This window comes from Salinispirillum sp. LH 10-3-1 (assembly GCF_030643825.1).
Classification (GTDB): Bacteria; Pseudomonadota; Gammaproteobacteria; order Pseudomonadales; family Natronospirillaceae; genus Salinispirillum.
In genome coordinates, this window is record NZ_CP101717.1 from 1118632 (window position 1) to 1138215 (window position 19584).

Genomic DNA, 19584 nt, shown 5'->3' on the forward strand with positions numbered 1-19584 from the left:
CTTCAGATGTGTTCACAAATGAGGACGACCATGGGGCCAATCACCCTCGCGATATTTGACTTGGACCATACGCTGATCAGCTTGGATAGCTCGGCGGCGTGGTGGGGATTTATGCAAGAGCTTGGATGGGTAAGTGACCCAGCGGCACAGCATCGTCATGCTGAGTTGATGCAGCAATACGATGAAGGTTTGTTGGATATGCGTGACTATTTGAAGCTGACCTTAGCCCCACTAAAGGGCCGAGCGGTGGGCGATGTCGAGCGCTTGGCACAGCAGTTTGTCCACCAGCGTTTGTTGCACGCGTTATTGCCGGGTGCCCGGGCATTGATAGAGCGGCATCGTGCGGCGGGGCACCATTTGGTGCTCAATTCGGCGAGCGAATACTTCGTGGTTGAACCCTGGGGTACGTTTTTGGGCTTTGATACCGTGTTTGGTGTGCCAGTGCAGCAGCGCGAAGGCCTATACACCGGATGCCCGGAAGTCGACATAACCTATCGGGAAGGTAAGGTGCTGACAGTACAGCGTTGGCTAGCCCAAGAGGGTCTGGCGGTTGCTGATTGCTATGCTTACAGCGATTCGCACAATGACCTGCCTTTGTTGGAGTTTGCATCACATCCCTGCGCGGTGAATCCCAACGAACTCTTGCGCGCGGAGGCAGAAGCGCGTGGCTGGCCGGTGATGTCGCTTACCCCTACCGCGTCTGCGCCAGAGAGCCTGGTGAGCCACGGGTAACGAACCCTAAAAGCAGAATTTGGAACCGTTCGACATTGTGGAGAAAAGCCTGAGCGAAAGCGTGGACCAGGCATTACGGTATCGGCAAATGCCGTGCTATATTGCTACCAACTATTATTGCTCTGAACCTGTCCTGATTCTTCTATAGAGGGAACCGTTATGGAAATTTCTACCATTGTCGTCTTTGTTGTTGTGGCCCTGCTGGTGTTCTACATCGTGGGTATTTTCAACAAGCTCGTGGCGCTGAAGAACCGCTATAAGAACGCGTTTGCGCAAATTGAAGTACAGCTGAAGCGCCGCTATGACCTGATTCCGAATCTGGTTGAAACCGCCAAGGGTTATTTGAAGCATGAGCGTGAAACCCTTGAGGCCGTGGTGGCTGCGCGTAACACGGCGGCTGCAGGTTTAAAGGCGGCGGCTGAGAACCCAGGCGCAGCCGGTGCGATGGCACAGTTGGCCGGTGCCGAAGGTGCCTTGGGTGCCGCGTTAGGTCGTTTGAATGTGGTGATGGAAGCCTATCCGGATCTAAAAGCGTCGCAGAACATGCAGCAGTTGTCGGAAGAGCTGACCAGCACGGAAAACAAAGTGGCTTTTGCACGTCAGGCGTTTAACGACGCGGTGATGGGCTACAACACACTGAAGCAAAGTTTTCCGGCGGTGGTCTTCGCGGGCATGATCGGCCATGGCCCAGACGCCTCGCTGCTGGAATTTGAAGACAGCGCCGCGATCCAGGCCGCGCCTAAGATTTCCTTCTAAGCGCTTATGAATTTCTTCGAGCAGCAAGACCGCGCCAAGCGGAATACCACCTGGCTGGTGGTGTTGCTGGTGGCGGCGGTCGCCAGCCTGATTGTGGTCACTACCGTGGTGGTGGTCGGTGTGTTATTCGCCTTTGAAGAGGTGGCACCGGCCTATGTGCAGATCGACAGCAGCGGTAATGTCGGCATGGTACAGGTACTCAAACTGGTCGATTGGCCACTCATTGGTGGCATTGCCTTGGGCATTATCACGGTGGTGGTGTTGGGCAGCCTGTTCAAGCGTTTACAACTCAACAGCGGTGGGCGTGCAGTCGCCGAGGCGCTGGGTGGCCGTTTGATCAACGTCAGTACGAACGATGCGGACGAAAAGCGCATTCTCAACGTGGTTGAAGAAATGGCCATTGCTTCGGGTACGCCGGTGCCGCCGGTGTATGTGCTGGAGGACAACGCCATTAATGCCTTCGCCGCCGGTCATTCGCCGCAAGATGCCGTGATTGGTATCACCCGTGGCTGCATCCGGTTATTAAACCGCAGTGAGCTGCAAGGCGTAGTTGCACACGAATTCAGCCATATTTTTCATGGTGATATGCGCCTGAACATTCGTTTGGTGTCCATGCTGCACGGCATCTTGTTGATCGGGTTGATTGGCCAGATGCTGGTGCGCAGCGTGCGTTATCGTGCCATTGGGCGCTCGCGCAATAGCAACGATAAGTCAGTGTTTGCCATGTTGGGCTTAGGCGCGGCCTTTATGCTGATTGGCTACGCCGGTACTTTTTTTGGCAACATCATTAAGGCGGCGGTGAGCCGTCAACGTGAATTCTTGGCCGATGCTTCAGCGGTGCAGTTCACGCGTGATCCCAGCGGTATTGCCGGAGCGTTGCGCAAAATCGGTGGCCATGCCGGAGGTTCGCAAGTCGAGGCGGTCAACGCCGCTGAGTTCAGCCACATGTTTTTCGGTCAAGGTGTGCGCACCAGCCTGAGCAGTATGATGGCCACTCATCCGCCGTTACCGGACCGAATTCGACGTTTGGAACCCAGCTGGGATGGTCGCTTTCCGGTGGTACAGCCGCCGTCACCTGAGCAACAGCAAGCCGCCGATGCGCCGCAAGCCAACGCGCAACAAGGGGGTGCGGGTTTAGGTGGCTTTGCGCCACTGGCCGCTGTAGCCGCTATTGATGCCATCGGCCAGCCCTCGGCGGCGCACCTGCAGTACGCGCAACAAACGCTTGCCGCGCTAGACGATGAACTGCGGGCCGCCGCGCACGACAGCTATTCGGCTCGCGGCTTGATCTACGGTTTGCTGCTGCACAAAGACCGTAATGTACGCACCGAGCAATTGCGCCTATTAGAGCAAAATGCAGCCCCAGAGGCCTATCGGGCTTTGTTGCGCTACGCCGAGAAAATTGATCGTCTGGATGAACGCTACCGCTTGCCCTTGATCGAGCTTGCACTGCCAGCTCTGAAAGAACTCAGTGCATCTCAGTATCCGGTGTTCAAAAAGAACCTTGGGTTGCTGGTGCGCGCCGACGGACGGGTCAGTTTGATGGAGTGGGCGCTGTATCGCATCATCATTCACAACCTGGAAGACCATGCCCCGCCGGCAACTAACAAACAATTGAAGCAGTGCTTACCCGAAGCGGGACTGCTGTTGTCGTTGTTGGCGCATGCCGGTCAGGATGATCATGAGGAAGCGCAAGCGGCTTACAGCGCAGCAGCGGGCACGCTCAGTGTGCGCTTACCGCCGCTGGTCGCTCGTGCTGATGCATCGCTTACCAAGCTGAATCAAGCCTTGGCAACGTTGAGCCAGTTGCGCCCATTGCAAAAGCCGCAGTTGTTAAAAGCCTTAGCGCGCTGTGTTGAGCATGACGGAGAGATCACGGTGGCCGAGGCCGAGTTGTTTAGGGCGGTGGCTGATGCATTGGATTGCCCCATGCCACCGCTGCTGTCGAGCTGAGTCGCCGCTCGGCTTTAGACCTGGAAGTATTTGATGCGTTGCTGCAGCATGGTCGCCAGCTTGGCCAGCTCCTCGCTGGCGCGCATCGACTGATCCGAGTTGCTGCTGTTTTGTTCAGCGGCATCGCGGATGTTAGTAATGTTGCGGCTGATTTCTTCGGCCACTGCGCTTTGTTCTTCTGCCGCGCTGGCGACTTCCGTGTTAAGTTCATTGATGCTGTCGACTGCCGCCAAAATGGCCTTCAGTGATTCGCGTGATGACTGGGCGTTTTGTACGCTGTGGTCGGCCGTCTTCTGGCCGTTCTCCATCACACTCACGGCCCGCGACGATTCACTCTGAATGCGCTCGATCATGGTGTGAATTTCTTCTGTTGACTGCTGCGTGCGACTGGCCAGCGAGCGAACTTCGTCAGCCACTACGGCAAAACCGCGACCGTGTTCACCAGCACGGGCCGCTTCAATGGCCGCGTTTAGGGCGAGCAGGTTAGTCTGCTCAGCAATGTTCTTGATTACTTCCAACACCTTGCTGATGTCATTGCTGGCGACGGACAGTTCATTGATGACCTCCGCTGCGCGCTCCACATCGTCGGCGAGGCTCTCGATGCTGGTGATGGTTTCACGCACGACCGCAGAGCCGGAACTGGCTTCTTGCTGCGCTTCTTTGGCGGCCACGGCTGCTTGTTCGGTACTCTTGGCAACTTCGGATACGGTGGCGCTCATTTCATTCATCGCCGTGGCGACCTGCTCGGTTTCTGCGGTTTGCTCGGCGATTGAACGATTGCTGTCTATCGATACGGTCGCCAGTTCCTCGGCGGCGGCAGACAATTGCTGGGCGCCGGCGCTGATGTCCAATATGGTGCCCTGTAAGCGCTCCAGCATGCGATTGAATCCACGTGCCATGTCGCCCAGTTCATCTTTGCTGGAGGCGTCCAGGCGAACACTGAGGTCACCTTCCGCGATGTCTTCCATGCGGTCTACGGTGCTTGCCAAAGGACGGCTGATGATGCGGTTGAGTAAGAAAAGCAGGATGCCCAGTAATAGGATGCCACCAATGGCAATGTACACAAGCGTTGTGCCGATATCGCCACGAATTCGTGCAGCCAGTTCGCTCTCCGGAAAAGCAGTGATCACTTGATAGCCCCAACGGTCAAAGCCGGCACTATCTATTCGCCAGCCGGGTACCTGTCCAGCCAAGATTGCGTTCACGCGATCGGTGGTTTGATGCTGCGAATGCAATCGAACGTTGCCATTGGCATCACGCAGGGCGACAAAACCACTGTCCAATAGCCGGCGGCCACTGATGGCATCTTCCAGTTCGGCGAAGTCGGCAGGGAAGCCTGCGTACAAAATACCGACGACTTGATTCTGCGCGTTGCGCAAGGGCTCATAACCGGTCAGAAAGGGCGTGCCAAGAATATCAACCAAACCGTAGAAGGATTCGCCGCGATTGATGGCCTGGATGGCTCGCCCACTGGGGTCCAGTGTGGTGCCAGTGGCGCGCTGGCCATTGTTGATCACATTGGTCGCGATGCGCACGTAGTCATTGCCTTGGCGCACAAATACAGTGGCCGTGCCACCTACGAGTTCAGCCACGCGGTCAACCAGCGCATAATTATTCGCTTGGGCGTTGTTGCCGAACAACAGGTCAGGTACGCTGCGTCCGCTCACGGTCACTGTGTTGCCCAGTTGAGGCGTGCCCAGTTCGAGTGCTTCTTGGCGTAGTGTTTTAACCGAAGCCTCTACTTGGTTTTCGATGAGGCTGTCTGTCAGACGCAAAAGTCGAATGACTTCACGTTGCATTTGATTAGCGTTCGCATCGGCTTGCTCGGAGAGCTGAACCGATGCGCTGATCGATGAGAGTAAGGCAAAAATTAGGGCAAGGCCCGCAATGATGCCCGCAACAGCTAGAGCAAACTTTTTAGCGATGGTCATGGTACGTGGTCCTCTCCGATAGGGGCCCAGTGATCGCTGCTGTTTTTATGAGACAGCAGGTTGAAAAATTCTGAACTTCTGTCTCGGTTTACGGGGTTGGCCGTCTGCTGGTTTCATTAGTTTTTAAAAATATTAATTCATTACATTGCGTCAAAAGACTGGCGTTAAATGGGTGAAATTCGAGACAAAAGGACAGACAATAAAATGACGAGTCGTCGTTCTGCGTTGGTTACGTTACATATCACCGTATTGCTGATGGGGGCGACGGGGCTTTTTTCTCAGTTGATTCAGTTACCCGCATGGGACATTACGTTGTATCGAACCTGGATTGCAGTGTTCGGCCTCTTTGGTTGGGTAATCTGGCGGGAAAAGACCGTCTTGATGGCGGCGCGGCGAGACTATGGCCGGTTGATTCTATTGGGTGTGCTGCTGGGAGTACACTGGATAACCTTCTTCCATGCCATGCAGGTGGCGGGTATCGCTATCGGCATGATTTCCCTGTACTCCTACCCGGTGATCACCGTGTTTCTGGAACCCTGGATCAAACGCACGCGGATAGACTGGCAGGATGTGGTCAGTGGCTTGTTGGTACTGGTGGGTATTTACTTGTTAGTCCCGGAATTTAATCTGTCGAACAGTGCGACACAGGGGGTGTTTTGGGGTGTGCTGTCGGCTTTTCTCTTTGCCTTGCGTAACGTGTTGCAGGGGCATTGGTTCAGTGGGGTATCGGCGGCGCGCACCATGAGCTATCAGGTATTGGTGGTGGCGGTGTGTATGACGCCCTTGCTGTTTTTCACAACATACGAACCGTCACCGAATGACGTCCTGTTATTGTTGGCGTTGGGGATTGGATTTACGGCGGTGTCGCACACTCTGTTTGCGCATACGTTGCGCTATTTGAAGGCCAAAACGGCGAGCTTGGTGGCCTGTTTGCAGCCGGTCTACGGAACGCTTTATGGGGTGCTGCTTCTGGCGGCAATCCCCGCCCTCAGTACGGTAGTGGGCGGGGTTATTATCGTGTCGGCGGCGATCTATGAGTCGGTGCGTGAGCACCGCGCTGCTGGTAAAGGCTAACATGCTCATCTTCTTAAGCTGGCGTTGTTGAAGATACGACGACCAGCCGACCTAACCGCGGCGCCGGGAAACCGAGCTATTGCTCGGCCAGGGCCCGGCGTGCAGCTCTTCTCGTTTCGCCACGCCGCTTCAGTTCATAGGCCACTGCGAACACCACCGTCAGCAGTATCATGATCAGCCCTAAGGCGTTCACCGCAGGCGTTAAGCCGGTGCGAACCTTAGACGCAATGTACACCGTTAAGGTGGTGTCAAAGCCGCGTACGAACAGCGTGGTGTTGTAGTTCTCGAACGACTGCAGGAACGCAATGACCGCCGCCGACAAGATGGCGGGCATCAAATACGGCAGCATAATGCGTCGGAACACCTGAAAATGACTGGCGCCCAAACTCAGTGCTGCACGCTCCAGAGTGCGGTCAAACCGTTGTAAGCGAGCCAACACCAACAGCATGACGTAAGCTGCAATGAAGGTGGTTTGTGCCACCACGGTCAAGAATATCCCGCCACTGACGCCCAGCTGGCGCCAGAAAATCAGGGTAGAGATACCGATAATGACCCCCGGCGTGAGTAACGGCGATAACATCACGCCATAGATGAGGTTCTTGCTGCGTCCGTGATAGGTCGACAAAAAGAGCGCGCAGGCCACGCCAATGGGTACTGCCAAAGCCAGGACGCCAGCGGCAACCTTGATGCTGTTGAGCAACGCTTCCCACATACTGCTGTCGTGATAGAGGTCAACGAACCAACGTAACGTGGTGCCGCGCCATGGCCAGACGGTGGGGAAGCGGCTGTCGTTGAAAGTCGCCAACGACATGATGATCAGGGGCGTAAACAGATAGATGAAGAAGAACGCCAAGTATGCGCGTACGCCCCACTTCAGGATGCTTTGTGAACTCATCGGGCGATATCTCCCAATCCTACTTTAAACAGGCGCATTACCAAGGCAATAAAGCCGATACAGAGAATCAACAAGACGAAAGCATAAGCCGCGCCTTGGTTCCAGTTACCACCTTCAAAAAACCAGTTGTAGATGATCTGCGTGAACCAGCGGCTGCCGGGTGAACCGAGCAAGGCAGGTACTGCATAACTACCGGCTGACAGCATAAACACCATGATGGCACCCGTGGCTATACCGGGCTTGGCGTGTGGAATGATGACGCGCCAGTGCGTGCGAATCCAGCCAGCACCGAGGTTACGGGCTGCTTTCACCTGATTGCTGTCGAGGCTTTCCATGGCGTTGTACAGCGGGAACACCATAAACAGAATGTAGGCGTATACCATGCCGACCATGACGCCACCGTCGCCCGACAAGAAGCGGATCGGGCGATCAATAACCCCAATAGCCAGCAGTAGCGCGTTCAGGGGGCCGCGAAAGGACAGAATGATGTACCAGGAAAACGTGCGCAGAATCTCGTTGATCCAGAAGGGAATGATTAACAGCAGAATACACAAGGCCGCTTGTCCCGGCGTGGCGACCTTGGCGAGAAAGTAGGCCACGGGGTAGCAGACAATCAGTGTGAGTACCGCGACCAGCAGGCTGGACCAAATCGTTTTAAAGAAGATGGTGCGGTGAATGTCGTTATTCCACAGTGTGACGTAGTTGCTCAGTGTGTAGGAGTCTTCCGGTCCGCCAACCTGAGCGGGCAGTAAGTTGGGCTTGAGCGAATAGTCGATCATCAACAACTGAGGCAGAACGACCAATCCCATCAACCAGACAAACAACAGTAGCAAGATGGCAATGGCGACGGGTGCGCCAAATCGACCGGCCAGTTGACTATACATGCGGTTCCCCCGTCATGCTGTTCCCTGCCATGCTATGCCCTGTCATAACAACGGCGTCGCTGGTGCGATAGCTGAGGTCAATGCTGGTGCCGGGGCGCAGGAGTTGCGGGTCCACATCACTGCGCAATTGCACGCTGATCGGCTGCTGGTTGGCATTGCTGTGTGTGGTCATCATCAGTACAGAGCCTTCAAAATTCAGCTCGCGTACGGTAACGGTTAAGCGGTTGTGGGTCTCGGCCTCGCGGCTTAACAGCTCAGGGCGAATAAACAGCGCCGCTTTGTCTCCCGCTTGCATCGGGTGCGCCGTGATGCCAGAGAGCTTGCCCAGTGGGCCGCAGTCCATCACGGCTTCGTTACCCTGAACGCTGTGAATGGTGCCTTCAATGCGGTTGTTCTCGCCGACAAACTCGGCAGCAAAGGGGGTTGCGGGCTGACGATACAGGGTGATGGGGTCAGCCACTTGCTGCAGTTGACCGGCCGACATAACAGCAACGCGGTCGGACATGGTCAGCGCTTCGCCTTGGTCGTGCGTGATGTAGATAAAGGTGATACCAGTTTTACGCTGAATCTCTTTCAGTTCGGCGCGCATGTGTTGGCGCAGTTTGAGGTCGAGCGCAGACAGCGGCTCGTCCAGTAACAATACTTGTGGCTCTACCGCGAGCGCACGGGCGATGGCGATGCGTTGTTTTTGACCACCGGAAAGATCGGCGATTTTCTTGTTGCGGCTGCCGGGCAGGTCGACCAGTTCCAAGAGTCGGTCAGATACCTTGGCGCGTTCTTTTTTGCTGACGCCGCGCACTTCTAAACCGAACTCGATGTTCTCGGCTACGCTCATCAACGGAAACAGGGCTAGATTTTGAAAGATCATGGAGGTAGGGCGTTTGTTCGCCGAAACCTTGGTCATGTCTTTGCCACCAATGTGGACAGCGCCTTCGGTGGGCTGTAAGAAACCGCTGATCATGTTCAGGATAGTGGTTTTACCGCAACCGGAAGGGCCTAGAAAACTAAAGAATTCACCCGACTCGATCCGGAGGTCGGTGGTTTGTACGGCGGTGAAGTCGTCAAACTTCATTTTTACGTTATTGAGATGAACACTGCTGTCCATGGTTCATACTTCCTCGTGTGTAGAAACTTCCTAAAACATTGCCCCTTTTTTAACGGATAAGGTCGGGCATGTGCCCGACCTGTTTTAACGCAGGGGCGAATTTATCAGGCGGATAAGTACCGGTCCTGATATTCATTGCGCAGCGCGACATACCATGGCTCTTGAATTGGCCACCACCACAGGTTGTCCAGATCGCGTTGGGTGTAAGAGTTCTGGAAGAAGGCCTTGGTTTCCGGTGGCAACAAGGCGTCGGCACCGCGTGACGTTGAGTTGTAACCCGTAGCCTTCACGAACATCGCGCCCGCTTCCGGTGTGTAGTACCAGTTGATGAACTCATAAACGGCATCGACGTTTTGCGCGTTCTTGGGCATTACAAAGCCTTCCATCCAAGCCATGGCACCTTCGACCGGCGCGGCGTAAGCAATAGGCTCGCCTTCTTGGATCAGATTAAACGCGGTGCTGTCCCACGTTTGACCAATGATTGCACCATTAGCGCGGAACGCCCCTTGAGCTTCGTTCTCGGTATCCCAGAACTGGGCGATCATGTGTTTGTGCTCGGTCGCTACCTTCAAGATGACATCGAAGTTAGCGCGCATCGCTGTTTCGTTCTTGTAGGATTCCAAGAAGGGGTAAGGCAGCTTGCCTTGTTTTTCTAACCACAAGCCGATACCGGCTAAGGCTGAATGGCCGCGTACGGTCACACCGTCGGCGTGTTCAGGCTTCCACAGGTCGCCGTAGCTTAAGGTGTCGCGGTTGATGTTGGTCCACTCGGTGTTGTAGGCAATGGCCTCAGTGCCCCAGTCAGATGGCGCGAAGTAGCGCTTGCCACCGACGACACCACCGACTTCTGAACCGGTGATTGCGCTTTCCAGGGCGCCGTCCCAGTTGATGCGGCTTTCGTCTAGGGGCTGAATCAGATCGAAATCGAGGTAACCTGGTACCCGGTCGACGGTCGGCATGATGATGTCAAAACCACTGCCATCAGTGGCGCGCAACGAGTTCAATAACTCGTCGTTGGTGCCGTAGGGCGTAAACGTGGCGTTGATGCCGGTTTTAGCCCGGAAATCATCCAGCATTTCGTTGGTGATGTAACCTGCCCACGCGTAAATGCGCAGTTCGCGACTCTGTGCCAATGCACTGTTGATGTAGAACGGACTGGCAGCAAGTGCACCTGCGGCGGCCGTACCTTTGAGAAATTTACGTCTTGAAATTGTCATTGTTGCGGCTCCATTTCTTAGGTCAGTAGATTGAATGCTTGTTCAATTTACTATCCGACGAAACTATGACTTTTTGATGACAAGATAAAGTTATCGGGGATGATAGATTTTAAAGGTGACTAAAAGTAATTAATGGATTGTTATAGGTTTTCAATAGTTCTTATAAGTCATTAATTGGCGGTCTATTGCCAATGTGGCACGAAGATTGACGTATAACGACCCGAGTAGGGATCAAACAGGAGTCTGCTTTGTGTCCTGCGAGCTTGTCCATCAGCGCATTGACCAGCCTTTTACCGCCTTGCTTGATCTCTTGATGGATAGTGGTTAGAGGCGGGATGCTAACAGCCGCCATGTCGATGTCATCAAAGCCGACAACGGCCAAATCACCGGGTATCTGAAAGCTCGCTTCATGGAGTGCCTGCAGCGCGCCTAGTCCTAGGTTGTCGCTGGCGGCAAACAGACCATCGCACGAGTCTTCATGCCGCGCCAGCCAGTGTTTTAGGGCTTTATAGCCATGCTCGGGGGCAAAACCGTGCGTCGATATCGGTGGTGGCACCGCAATGTGAGCTTGGCGAAAAGCGTGCTGATAACCCGCATATCGCTGCCTGATTTCAGCATGCTGTATGTTGCCGAGAAATTGCGGGCGTGAGCGGCCGGACAACAGCAATTGCTGCGCGGCTTGTTGCCCGCCCATAAAGTTATCGCTGCCGATACAGGTGTAGGCGGTGTCACTATCGGCTTGCCCCCAAACCACAAAGGGCGCATCAGCGGCCAATAGGTCGGCGAAGCGCGCGTCGTCAGTGCCGCGACCGATAACAATAAGGCCATCGGCGCGGCCATTATGCAGCAGGTGTTCGTACCAGGTGCCGGGTTGTAGGTTCGAGCTGGCGAGCAGTAAGCCGTAGTTGCGCTCATTTAAGGCATCGGCGATGGCTGCGGTGATGGTGGTCATGAACGGGTCGGCCAGGCTTTGCGTTGTTGCGCCATCATGATTGATAACCACGGCCACAATGTGGCTTCGTTGCAGGCGGAGGTTGCGCGCACCGATGTTGGGTTTGTAGCCCAGGGTTTGGGCGATCTGCTGAATGCGCTGGCGGGTTGCCAATTTAATCGCCGGGTTGTTGTTCAGGGCACGTGATACCGTAGACTCTGACACTCCAGCGTGCCGGGCGACATCGGCCATTGAAACGCCGCTGATGAGTGATTTGGGCATAATGTTAATTATTTGGCGCTGATGGAAAATGGCATTATGGACAAATAAATCAAGATTGCAATCGATTGCATAATGACTACACTTGTCCTCCTTGGAGCGCTGACGACTACACTTATTGCAACAGGTTTGGCGCGAGCGTTAACGCTTTGTGCGCTCCCTCCACATTTTGGCAACCTATGTAAGGCACTATTATGTCCCGTCACCCTTCTTTGGATTCACGTCGACTCGGCGAGCACCCGTGGCAGATCACAGAAACCGGTTTGAGTGCCGAGCACTATGGGCTGAACGCCAGTCTTTTTGCTCAGGCGAACGGATTCATCGGTGTGCGCGGTACCTTGGAAGAAGGTTTGGTGGGACATGATCAGGAAGCGGGTTGCTTTCTGAACGGTATTTATTCCTCAGAGCCCATTGCCTATGGCGAAAGCGCCTATGGTTTTGCGCGCAATAATGAATCCATCGCGTCAGCACCTAATCCGACGTATTTGCAGGTGCTGATTGATGACGTGCCGGTGGATTTCGCGCAAGGTGAGGTGTTGGAATCCGAGCGTACGCTGGCCATGAACACCGGGGTGTTAACACGGCGGACGCTGTGGCGTTCACCCGCCGGGAAAACGCTGGAAATTAATACGCAACGCTTGGTGTCTTTGCACGAGCGACGTCTGGTGATGCTGTCTTATGCTATTAAGGCGGTGGATTTTGCGGGTACGGTCAGTGTGGTGTCGTTGCTCAACAGCTTGCCGCCAGTGTTGCACAAAACCGACGACCCTCGTGTTGGTGCTGGCGTTAGCGTCGAGGATATTCAGCCGGTGGCCAGCGCCGCAGACGATACAACTGCGCACTTGGTGTACCGTTTGCGCAGCACTGGGTTTTACATTTCGGCAGCCATGGCGCATTCCATCACGGCCCCTTCGGCAGTGCGCAGTTCTGCCATTGCATCCGATCATCAAGCGGGTGTGCGTTTCAATATTGACCTGTCCGCCGGTGAAACTGCGGAGCTGACCAAGCATGTGGTCTATGCTGCCGGGCGTGAAGGCAGCTTGGCGGCACCTGAGTCCAGCCTATTGCCAGAGCTGCAACGGTGCCGTGCGCTGAGCTTTGCTGAGATGGCGAAGGCACAGCAGAACATCATGGATGACTTTTGGGCTACCTCTGACATCGTCATCGGTGGCAATGCTGCACTGCAACAGGGTATGCGCTTTAATCTGTTTCATCTTTTTCAGTCACTGGGGCGCGACGGCTTTAACAATATTGCGGCTAAGGGTCTGACCGGGCACGGTTACGACGGGCATTATTTCTGGGACACGGAGATCTATATCCTGCCGTTTTTCCTCTTTACCCAGCCGGACTTGGCGAAGAATCTGTTGCAATACCGCTATAACCTGCTGGACGCCGCGCGGCGGCGCGCGCGTGATCTGGCCATTGATAAAGGGTGTTTGTTTCCGTGGCGTACCATTGGGGGTGAGGAGTGCTCGGCTTACTACCCCGCGGGCACAGCGCAATATCATATCAATGCCGATGTTGCCTATGCGGTGAAGCAATACCACCAAGCCACGGGCGACCATGAGTTTATGCGCGATGCTGGCGTTGAAGTGGTGTTGGAAAGTGCCCGTATGTGGATGTCGATCGGCTTTTTCAATCCACGTTTGGATGATCAATTCTGCATCAACGAAGTAACCGGTCCTGACGAATACACCGCCTGTGTGAACAATAACTTTTTCACCAATGCCATGGCGCGCACCCACCTGCACTATGCGTTTGAATTGACGGTGTGGATGCAAGAGCACTATCCGGAAGCCTGGCGTGACTTGCAGCAACGTCTTGAGTTGGACACCAGTGAGCCAGCGCTGTGGCAGCAGGCGGCTGAACGTATGTATTTGCCGGTAGATGCCGCCACGGGCATTCACATGCAGGATGACAGCTTCTTCAATAAGAAACGGTGGGACATCGCCAGCACACCTGCCGAGAACTTCCCGTTGCTGCTGCACTATCATCCGTTGGTGATCTATCGGCATCAGGTGTGTAAGCAAGCGGATACGGTGTTGGCGATGCTGTTGCTCAGCGACCAGTTTACGCTGGAGCAGAAGAAGCGCAATTTCGACTACTACGAAGGCATTACCACGCACGACTCTACCTTGTCGGCTTGTATCCACAGCATCATTGCTAATGAGGTAGGTTACGCCGACAAGGCGCTGCACTACTTTTCCGATGTCACGCGCATGGATCTCGACAACCATCATGGCAATACGCAGCACGGCATTCATACCGCCTGCATGGGCGGTGCCTGGCTGTGTGTGGTGCAGGGTTTTGCCGGTATGCGGGTTAAGCACGGGTTGCTGCATTTTGCGCCGAGTTTGCCCGCTGGCATGACCGAGTGCGCGTTTCACCTCAACTACCAAGGCGCCTTGCTGAAGATCGAGATTGACGCTCAGCAGGCGCGCTACGAACTGATTAAAGGCGATCAATTGCTGTTCAGCCAAGGTGACGTTTCGACGACTTTGAGCGCGCGAAACCCAAACGTCACCTTGCCATTGGTTGCCTGATCCCACTTTTAGGAGCATTAATAATGACTGAGCCACGTTTTACCGGTGCAGTGTTTGACCTCGATGGCGTTATTGCCGACACCGCGCGCTTCCACTTTCTGGCGTGGCAACGCCTGGCGCTGGAAGAAGGCTTTGATATTCCGCATGAAGTTGATGACCGAGTGAAGGGTGTTGATCGCATGGCGTCTCTGCGCATTGTGTTGGAATACGCCGATCGGCAATACAGTGCACCAGAGCAAGAAGCCTTGGCGGCGCGTAAAAACGGCTACTATGTTGACCTTATTGCCAGCCTGACCCCAGCGGATATGTTACCCGGTGCCGGTGAAGTGCTGCGTACGCTGCGCGCAGCGGGGATTCCCATTGGCCTGGCGTCGGCGAGCAAAAATGCTTTGCCGGTCTTGAAAGCCTTGGGTGTGTTGGATGAGTTTGACTTCGTAGTGGACGCCGCCACCGTGACGAACGGTAAGCCAGACCCAGAGATATTCTTAAAAGCCGCCGTAGGCATTGGCATTGCACCCGCCAACTGTGTGGGCTTTGAAGATGCTCCGGCAGGCGTTACCTCCATTCGTCAGGCGGGTATGTACGCCATTGGTATCGGTAACGCCGAGTTGTTGCGCGAGGCGGATGAGGTGTTTCCTACCTTGGCCGATGTAAGCCTCGCCCGATACTTTAAACTTTAGGAAAAGTTTAAAAACCCCCCTTTCTCAAGCTGGCGTTGTTAAAAATGGCCTCAAAATGCTCACTGGCTTGCCAGAACGACCATGGGTCGGCCCGGAGGGGGAGCGCAGCGAATATTTACGCCTAGTAAACTGCGCTTTCTCGGACATTTTTGCCTAGCCAGCTTTTAGCCTCTGAGGTTTTTAAACTCTTTCATTAAACTTTACGACCCGTGTAATAGGAAAAATCGGGCTTCTCGGGGCGGTGCTGGTCGTCCGTCATGTACGCTGAGGTCAGAATGAATTCCGCCGTGGCGCGATTGCAGGCCACCGGAATATTCCACAGGGCGGCAATACGCAACAAGGCTTTGATGTCAGGGTCGTGTGGCTGGGGCTCTAAGGGGTCCCAGAAAAACACCAGCAGGTCTATCTTTCCTTCCGCGATCAAGGCGCCGATTTGTTGGTCGCCACCCAATGGGCCACTTAACAGAACGGTGATGTCGTCGCGCTTCAGGCGCTCTCCCAATAAGCGGCCCGTGGTGCCAGTGGCATAGAGCTTGAGCGGCGAGAAGCGCGTGTTGTTGTCGGCCACCCATTGCGTCAACTCTTCTTTTTTATTGTCGTGCGCTACCAGCGCCACACTTTTTACCGCCATAGTCGTTCTCGATACGTTGTTTTCCTTTTTTGAAGTGTACACAAGGAATTGCAGCGGAACCACTGTGCTGCTTGGCGCGGGCCAGTTCTGTGCACTCTGCATGCATGGTGTATACTGCGGAAAGCGAATGACAGGATGCCTAGCCGTGACACTTGCCAATGATGACCCCAGTGCAGAACCTAAACCGGAAAAGAGGTGGCCAGAACGTTTGCGCAGTCTGCGTGCTACCTTTGTGCGAGGCATAAAGAAGTGGTGGGGCGTTGGGGTGTCCCTGATGCTGACGTTCTTCTTGGTCGCCGAGGAGGCACGGCGCAATCAGCCGAGTTATCTGCCCGAGCTGATCGAGCGATTGGAATACATCTACTACGACACGCGCCTCAAGCTGTTGCCCAAGCCTAAGCCCAGTGAAGACCCACCGATTATTATTCTGGATATCGATGAGCGCAGCTTGGCGGCCGAAGGCCGTTGGCCATGGTCGCGGCTGAGATTGGTGGATCTGAACAACGGGTTATTGGACGCTGGCGTATACACCATTACGTACGACGTCTTCTTCTCAGAACCGGAGCGTAACTTAGCCTTGGAAATGGCGCAGGTGGTCGCACGCTCTGACCCGGATGCCGCCGCTATGCTGGCGGGTTTTGAAGAAGAAACGGATTATGACCGCTTGTTCGCTGAGTCGGTTGCCGACGCTAACGCTGTGTTGGGTTATGTGTTTTACCCAGGTGATGATACGCGTGTCGGAACATTACCGCCGCCGGTTGGCGTGTTGTCGCCGGAGGATGCGCAGGCCTTGACCGCGATTCGCGCTGGTGGCTATGTGGGTAACCTGAAAATTCTGCAAGATGCCGCGCATTCCGGTGGGTTGATTAATCCGCTACCGGATTTAGACGGCGTTATTCGTCGCGTACCCTTGATGCAGTATTACGATGGCGCACTGTACTCCAGTTTGGCCTTGTCGAGTGTGTACAACTACTACGTCATGGGCATGGAAGAGGCGGTCTATCACATTGCCGATGGCCCCGGTAATCGAAAGGTCTTTGAGTGGGTGCAAATTCCCGCTGACGGTACGCCACACCGTGTGCGTACGGACTATTTTGGTGCCGTCTTTGTGCCGTACGCCGGCCGACAGCGCACCTTCACCTACGTGTCAGCGACGGATGTGCTGAACGATACTCTGACCGATGAAGAGCGTCGGCAACTCGAAGGAGCCATTGTGCTGGTAGGAACGTCCTCTATCGGCCTACTCGATTTGCGGTCGACCCCGCTGGAACCGAACTACCCCGGAGTTGAGGTGCATGCCAACGTAATCAATGGCTTGTTGACCAATCAGATTCCCTACCAGTTGCACAACAGCTACGCCTACACCGCGTTGCTGATGATCGTTTTAGGGCTATTGTTCAGTTTGTGGTTTCGTCGCTTTGGGCCGCTGACCTTGTTGGGCACGACAGCGGTGTGCTTGGTTGCCGTCATTGCCGGGAATGTGTACGCGTGGCATGTTCATTATGTGAATATCCCCGTTGCCAACGTATTGGTGCTGATTCTCGTATTGGGTTCCTTCAATATGTTGGAAGGGTTTTTGCGTGAGCGTGCGTCGCGCCAGGAAGTACGCTCGATGTTCGGCCAATACGTACCGTCGGAATACATCGACATCATGCTGAATGATCCCGATTCCATCAGCTTTGAAGGCGCCAACAAAGAGCTAACGGTGCTCTTTTCTGACATTCGCAGTTTTACCAGCATTTCCGAGCAGTTGAGTGCAACACAACTTAAAGGCTTGTTGAATCGCTATTTTACGCCCATCACTGGCATTATATTTAACCGCAGCGGCACCATCGATAAGTACGTTGGTGACATGGTAATGGCTTTTTGGGGGGCGCCATTGGACGACCCGCAGCACGCCGAGCATGCCTTAGAAGCAGCCATTGATATGATCAATAAAACGGAGGAGCTGCAAAGTGAATTCGTGGCCGATGGTTTGCCTGCGGTGGAAATTGGTATTGGCTTGAATACCGGTTCCATGAACGTCGGTGACATGGGCTCGGAATATCGCCGTTCCTATACGGTTCTTGGCGACGCCGTGAACTTAGGGTCGCGCTTGGAAAGCCTGACGAAGTTTTATGGTGTGAAGATTCTGGTTGGGCCAGATACCTATGCGCAATGCCCGAACTACTTCTTTCGTTTTGTCGACAAAATCATGGTGAAAGGGAAGGAAGAACCCATTGAATGCTATGAGCCGCTGTGCCGTAAAGGGGAGCAGAGTGATGAGTTGCAGGCTGAGATGGACCGCTACAACGCTGCTTATCAGCAGTACCTGCAACGAGATTGGCAAGCGGCTTCTGACGCCTTTGCCGCCTTGCTAACCACGTCTTCACCGCAACGCGCCAAACTCTATATGGTGTACTTAGGGCGCATAGCGGATCTGCGCACGCAAGAGTTGCCCAGTGATTGGGACGGGGCGTATCGTCATACGTCGAAGTAGCGACATTGCTTTGACGGTGCGGGCTTTCGGGGTATGCCGCCAGCGCTCAACGGCAGGCCGTCAATGCGCGCTTTGCGGCATACTCCGAATTCCTCGGCCTAAATAAACAACGGGCGGTAGTCGTTTTCCAACTGATCAAACGACAGATTACCGATAAATCGACCGAAACTGAGCCAGGTCGCCAAACCACGCAAGTCTTTAAAGTGCGGCGGCACAAATTGCGGTGATGTAATCACGCCGAGGTCGTGCAGCTCGGATACCAAACGGAACTCATCAATGGACAGCTTGCCGACCAGCAGTAAGTGCAAGCGATCAATCCGTCCCAACTGGATGGCCACGCGAATCAGGTTGTACACCAAGACAAAGCCCTTGATGTAAGCGAGGTCCTTGGTGAAGGGCAGGCCCGTGGGGGTGCTGCCACGAAAGACCCGCTGTGCCAGGGTGTAGCTTTCGTCTTCTGACATGCCCAGTTCCAGGCAATGGCGATAGACATCGACGAACTCAGCACCGTCAATCGCTTGAGTGACGGCGAGAATACGATTGACCAGCTTCGAGAGACGGCGCGGGGTCGACTTAAGGGTGATAATTTCCGTCAAAACGGCTAAGCCTTCCTGGGTAACCGTGGCGCTGGGTGTTCCCTTGCTGAGGCAGGTTAAATAGGGTTGAGCGAGGCCGTTTTGCGTCGTGCCGACATGAACCCAGCCCTCATGTGCTTCCAAAATATCCAGTTCGCGCTGTGAAAACATGACGTCTTGGTTCAGTTTAATTCGGTCGCTGCCCGCTGCGGCATCGCTGACGATACCGTCAGAAATCATTACCTGCACTCCGACACCGGCCATGCTGACATCGAGTTGTTTTTTTAGTTTTTCCACGGCTTCGGCAGCCGGAATGTCGCGGCTTTCTTCCGGTAAAACATCAGCGCCGAGTAAGTTGGCCAGAGGCTGCTGCAGCATCACTGCCAATTCCGACAAAGAAGGCTCTCCGGCGTGAAAAACGTCACGTGGATGGCCGAACAATTCAACCGACAGGTTATGAAAATCCGGCGTGCCACGCGCTTCCAGCATGCGAATGACATCTCGATATTCGCGGCACATTTTGCTCATAAACTGCGTGATGGGACTCAATTGACCCAATTGACGGACGATGTCACGTTGCAGATCAGAGAAAGCCTGGCGCAGTTCAGCCGGGTTAAACCCTAGGTCACGCTGTGCATAGTAACTTTGGTCGATCGCCGGGTTCTTTTGTGCCTTCTGGCGAAAGAACTCTTCTTTGGTTTTGCGATCCCAGTTGATGGCATCCAATATGCGAATAGGGGTCTGTAACGCAATCAGACGATCCGACAGTACTCGGGTCTGATCCAATAATGCTTGCTCAATCATGGCGACCTTGTTGGAAACGTTAGGTGGTGTTTTCTGAGCATAGATGGAATGTGGTGGGAAACCAACCCTTCTTGTGGGTATTAGAGTTGACTCTAACGCTAACGCTCGACATCAT

Annotated in this window: 15 protein-coding genes; 7 read left to right on the forward strand and 8 right to left on the reverse strand. The window is 54.5% G+C overall.

What is annotated here, in order from left to right; genetic code table 11:
* Positions 1-30: 30 nt before the first annotated feature.
* From NFC81_RS05000 to NFC81_RS05010, 3 genes are all read left to right on the forward strand, one after another.
* Positions 31-732, forward strand: a complete 702-nt coding sequence (locus NFC81_RS05000; protein WP_304996436.1) for an HAD family hydrolase — start codon at positions 31-33, stop codon at positions 730-732.
* A 159-nt stretch (positions 733-891) separates the two neighbouring features.
* Positions 892-1488: a LemA family protein gene (locus tag NFC81_RS05005; protein ID WP_304996437.1), complete on the forward strand. Its 597-nt coding sequence runs from the start codon at positions 892-894 to the stop codon at positions 1486-1488.
* Between the two features lie 6 nt (positions 1489-1494).
* On the forward strand, positions 1495-3441 hold the full coding sequence (locus NFC81_RS05010; protein ID WP_304996438.1) for a M48 family metallopeptidase: 1947 nt from the start codon (positions 1495-1497) through the stop codon (positions 3439-3441).
* Between the two features lie 14 nt (positions 3442-3455).
* On the opposite strand, the gene NFC81_RS05015 is transcribed toward NFC81_RS05010, so the two are convergent.
* A complete protein-coding gene (locus NFC81_RS05015; RefSeq protein WP_304996439.1) occupies positions 3456-5372 on the reverse strand; it encodes a methyl-accepting chemotaxis protein in 1917 nt (638 codons plus the stop codon).
* 204 nt (positions 5373-5576) lie between these two features.
* On the opposite strand from NFC81_RS05015, the gene NFC81_RS05020 reads away from it, so the two are divergent.
* Complete coding sequence (locus NFC81_RS05020; protein WP_304996440.1) at positions 5577-6446, forward strand: DMT family transporter; 870 nt, start codon at positions 5577-5579, stop codon at positions 6444-6446.
* 76 nt (positions 6447-6522) lie between these two features.
* On the opposite strand, the gene NFC81_RS05025 is transcribed toward NFC81_RS05020, so the two are convergent.
* From NFC81_RS05025 to NFC81_RS05045, 5 genes are all read right to left on the reverse strand, one after another.
* Entirely contained in the window at positions 6523-7341 is an 819-nt protein-coding gene (locus NFC81_RS05025; RefSeq protein ID WP_304996441.1) for an ABC transporter permease, read from the reverse strand.
* Positions 7338-8225 (reverse strand): ABC transporter permease, encoded by an 888-nt coding sequence (locus NFC81_RS05030; protein WP_304996442.1) that lies wholly within the window; start codon positions 8223-8225, stop codon positions 7338-7340. Before NFC81_RS05030 ends, NFC81_RS05025 begins: the two co-directional genes overlap by 4 nt.
* Positions 8218-9330, reverse strand: coding sequence for an ABC transporter ATP-binding protein (locus tag NFC81_RS05035; protein ID WP_304996443.1), 1113 nt, complete (start codon positions 9328-9330; stop codon positions 8218-8220). The genes NFC81_RS05030 and NFC81_RS05035 overlap by 8 nt, the downstream gene beginning before the upstream one ends.
* 104 nt (positions 9331-9434) lie before the next feature.
* Entirely contained in the window at positions 9435-10547 is a 1113-nt protein-coding gene (locus NFC81_RS05040) for an extracellular solute-binding protein (RefSeq protein ID WP_304996444.1), read from the reverse strand.
* A 160-nt stretch (positions 10548-10707) separates the two neighbouring features.
* Positions 10708-11760 (reverse strand): LacI family DNA-binding transcriptional regulator, encoded by a 1053-nt coding sequence (locus NFC81_RS05045; protein ID WP_304996445.1) that lies wholly within the window; start codon positions 11758-11760, stop codon positions 10708-10710.
* A gap of 191 nt (positions 11761-11951) precedes the next feature.
* Between NFC81_RS05045 and NFC81_RS05050 the strand changes: the two genes are divergently transcribed.
* Together NFC81_RS05050 and pgmB are read left to right on the forward strand one after the other, a co-directional pair.
* The gene (locus tag NFC81_RS05050; RefSeq protein ID WP_304996446.1) at positions 11952-14300 is read left to right on the forward strand and encodes a glycosyl hydrolase family 65 protein; all 2349 of its coding nucleotides are present in this window, start codon (positions 11952-11954) and stop codon (positions 14298-14300) included.
* 23 nt (positions 14301-14323) lie between these two features.
* Positions 14324-14980, forward strand: coding sequence for a beta-phosphoglucomutase (pgmB, locus tag NFC81_RS05055; protein ID WP_304996447.1), 657 nt, complete (start codon positions 14324-14326; stop codon positions 14978-14980).
* Positions 14981-15173: 193 nt separating this feature from the next.
* Here pgmB and NFC81_RS05060 read toward each other — a convergent pair whose 3' ends face one another.
* Positions 15174-15611 carry a methylglyoxal synthase gene (locus NFC81_RS05060; RefSeq protein ID WP_304996448.1) on the reverse strand — a complete coding sequence of 146 codons (438 nt, stop codon included), beginning with the start codon at positions 15609-15611 and terminating at the stop codon, positions 15174-15176.
* Positions 15612-15756: 145 nt separating this feature from the next.
* On the opposite strand from NFC81_RS05060, the gene NFC81_RS05065 reads away from it, so the two are divergent.
* The gene (locus NFC81_RS05065) at positions 15757-18090 is read left to right on the forward strand and encodes an adenylate/guanylate cyclase domain-containing protein (RefSeq protein WP_304996449.1); all 2334 of its coding nucleotides are present in this window, start codon (positions 15757-15759) and stop codon (positions 18088-18090) included.
* 98 nt (positions 18091-18188) lie between these two features.
* Here NFC81_RS05065 and NFC81_RS05070 read toward each other — a convergent pair whose 3' ends face one another.
* Positions 18189-19469, reverse strand: a complete 1281-nt coding sequence (locus NFC81_RS05070; RefSeq protein ID WP_304996450.1) for a flavohemoglobin expression-modulating QEGLA motif protein — start codon at positions 19467-19469, stop codon at positions 18189-18191.
* Positions 19470-19584 lie beyond the last annotated feature (115 nt).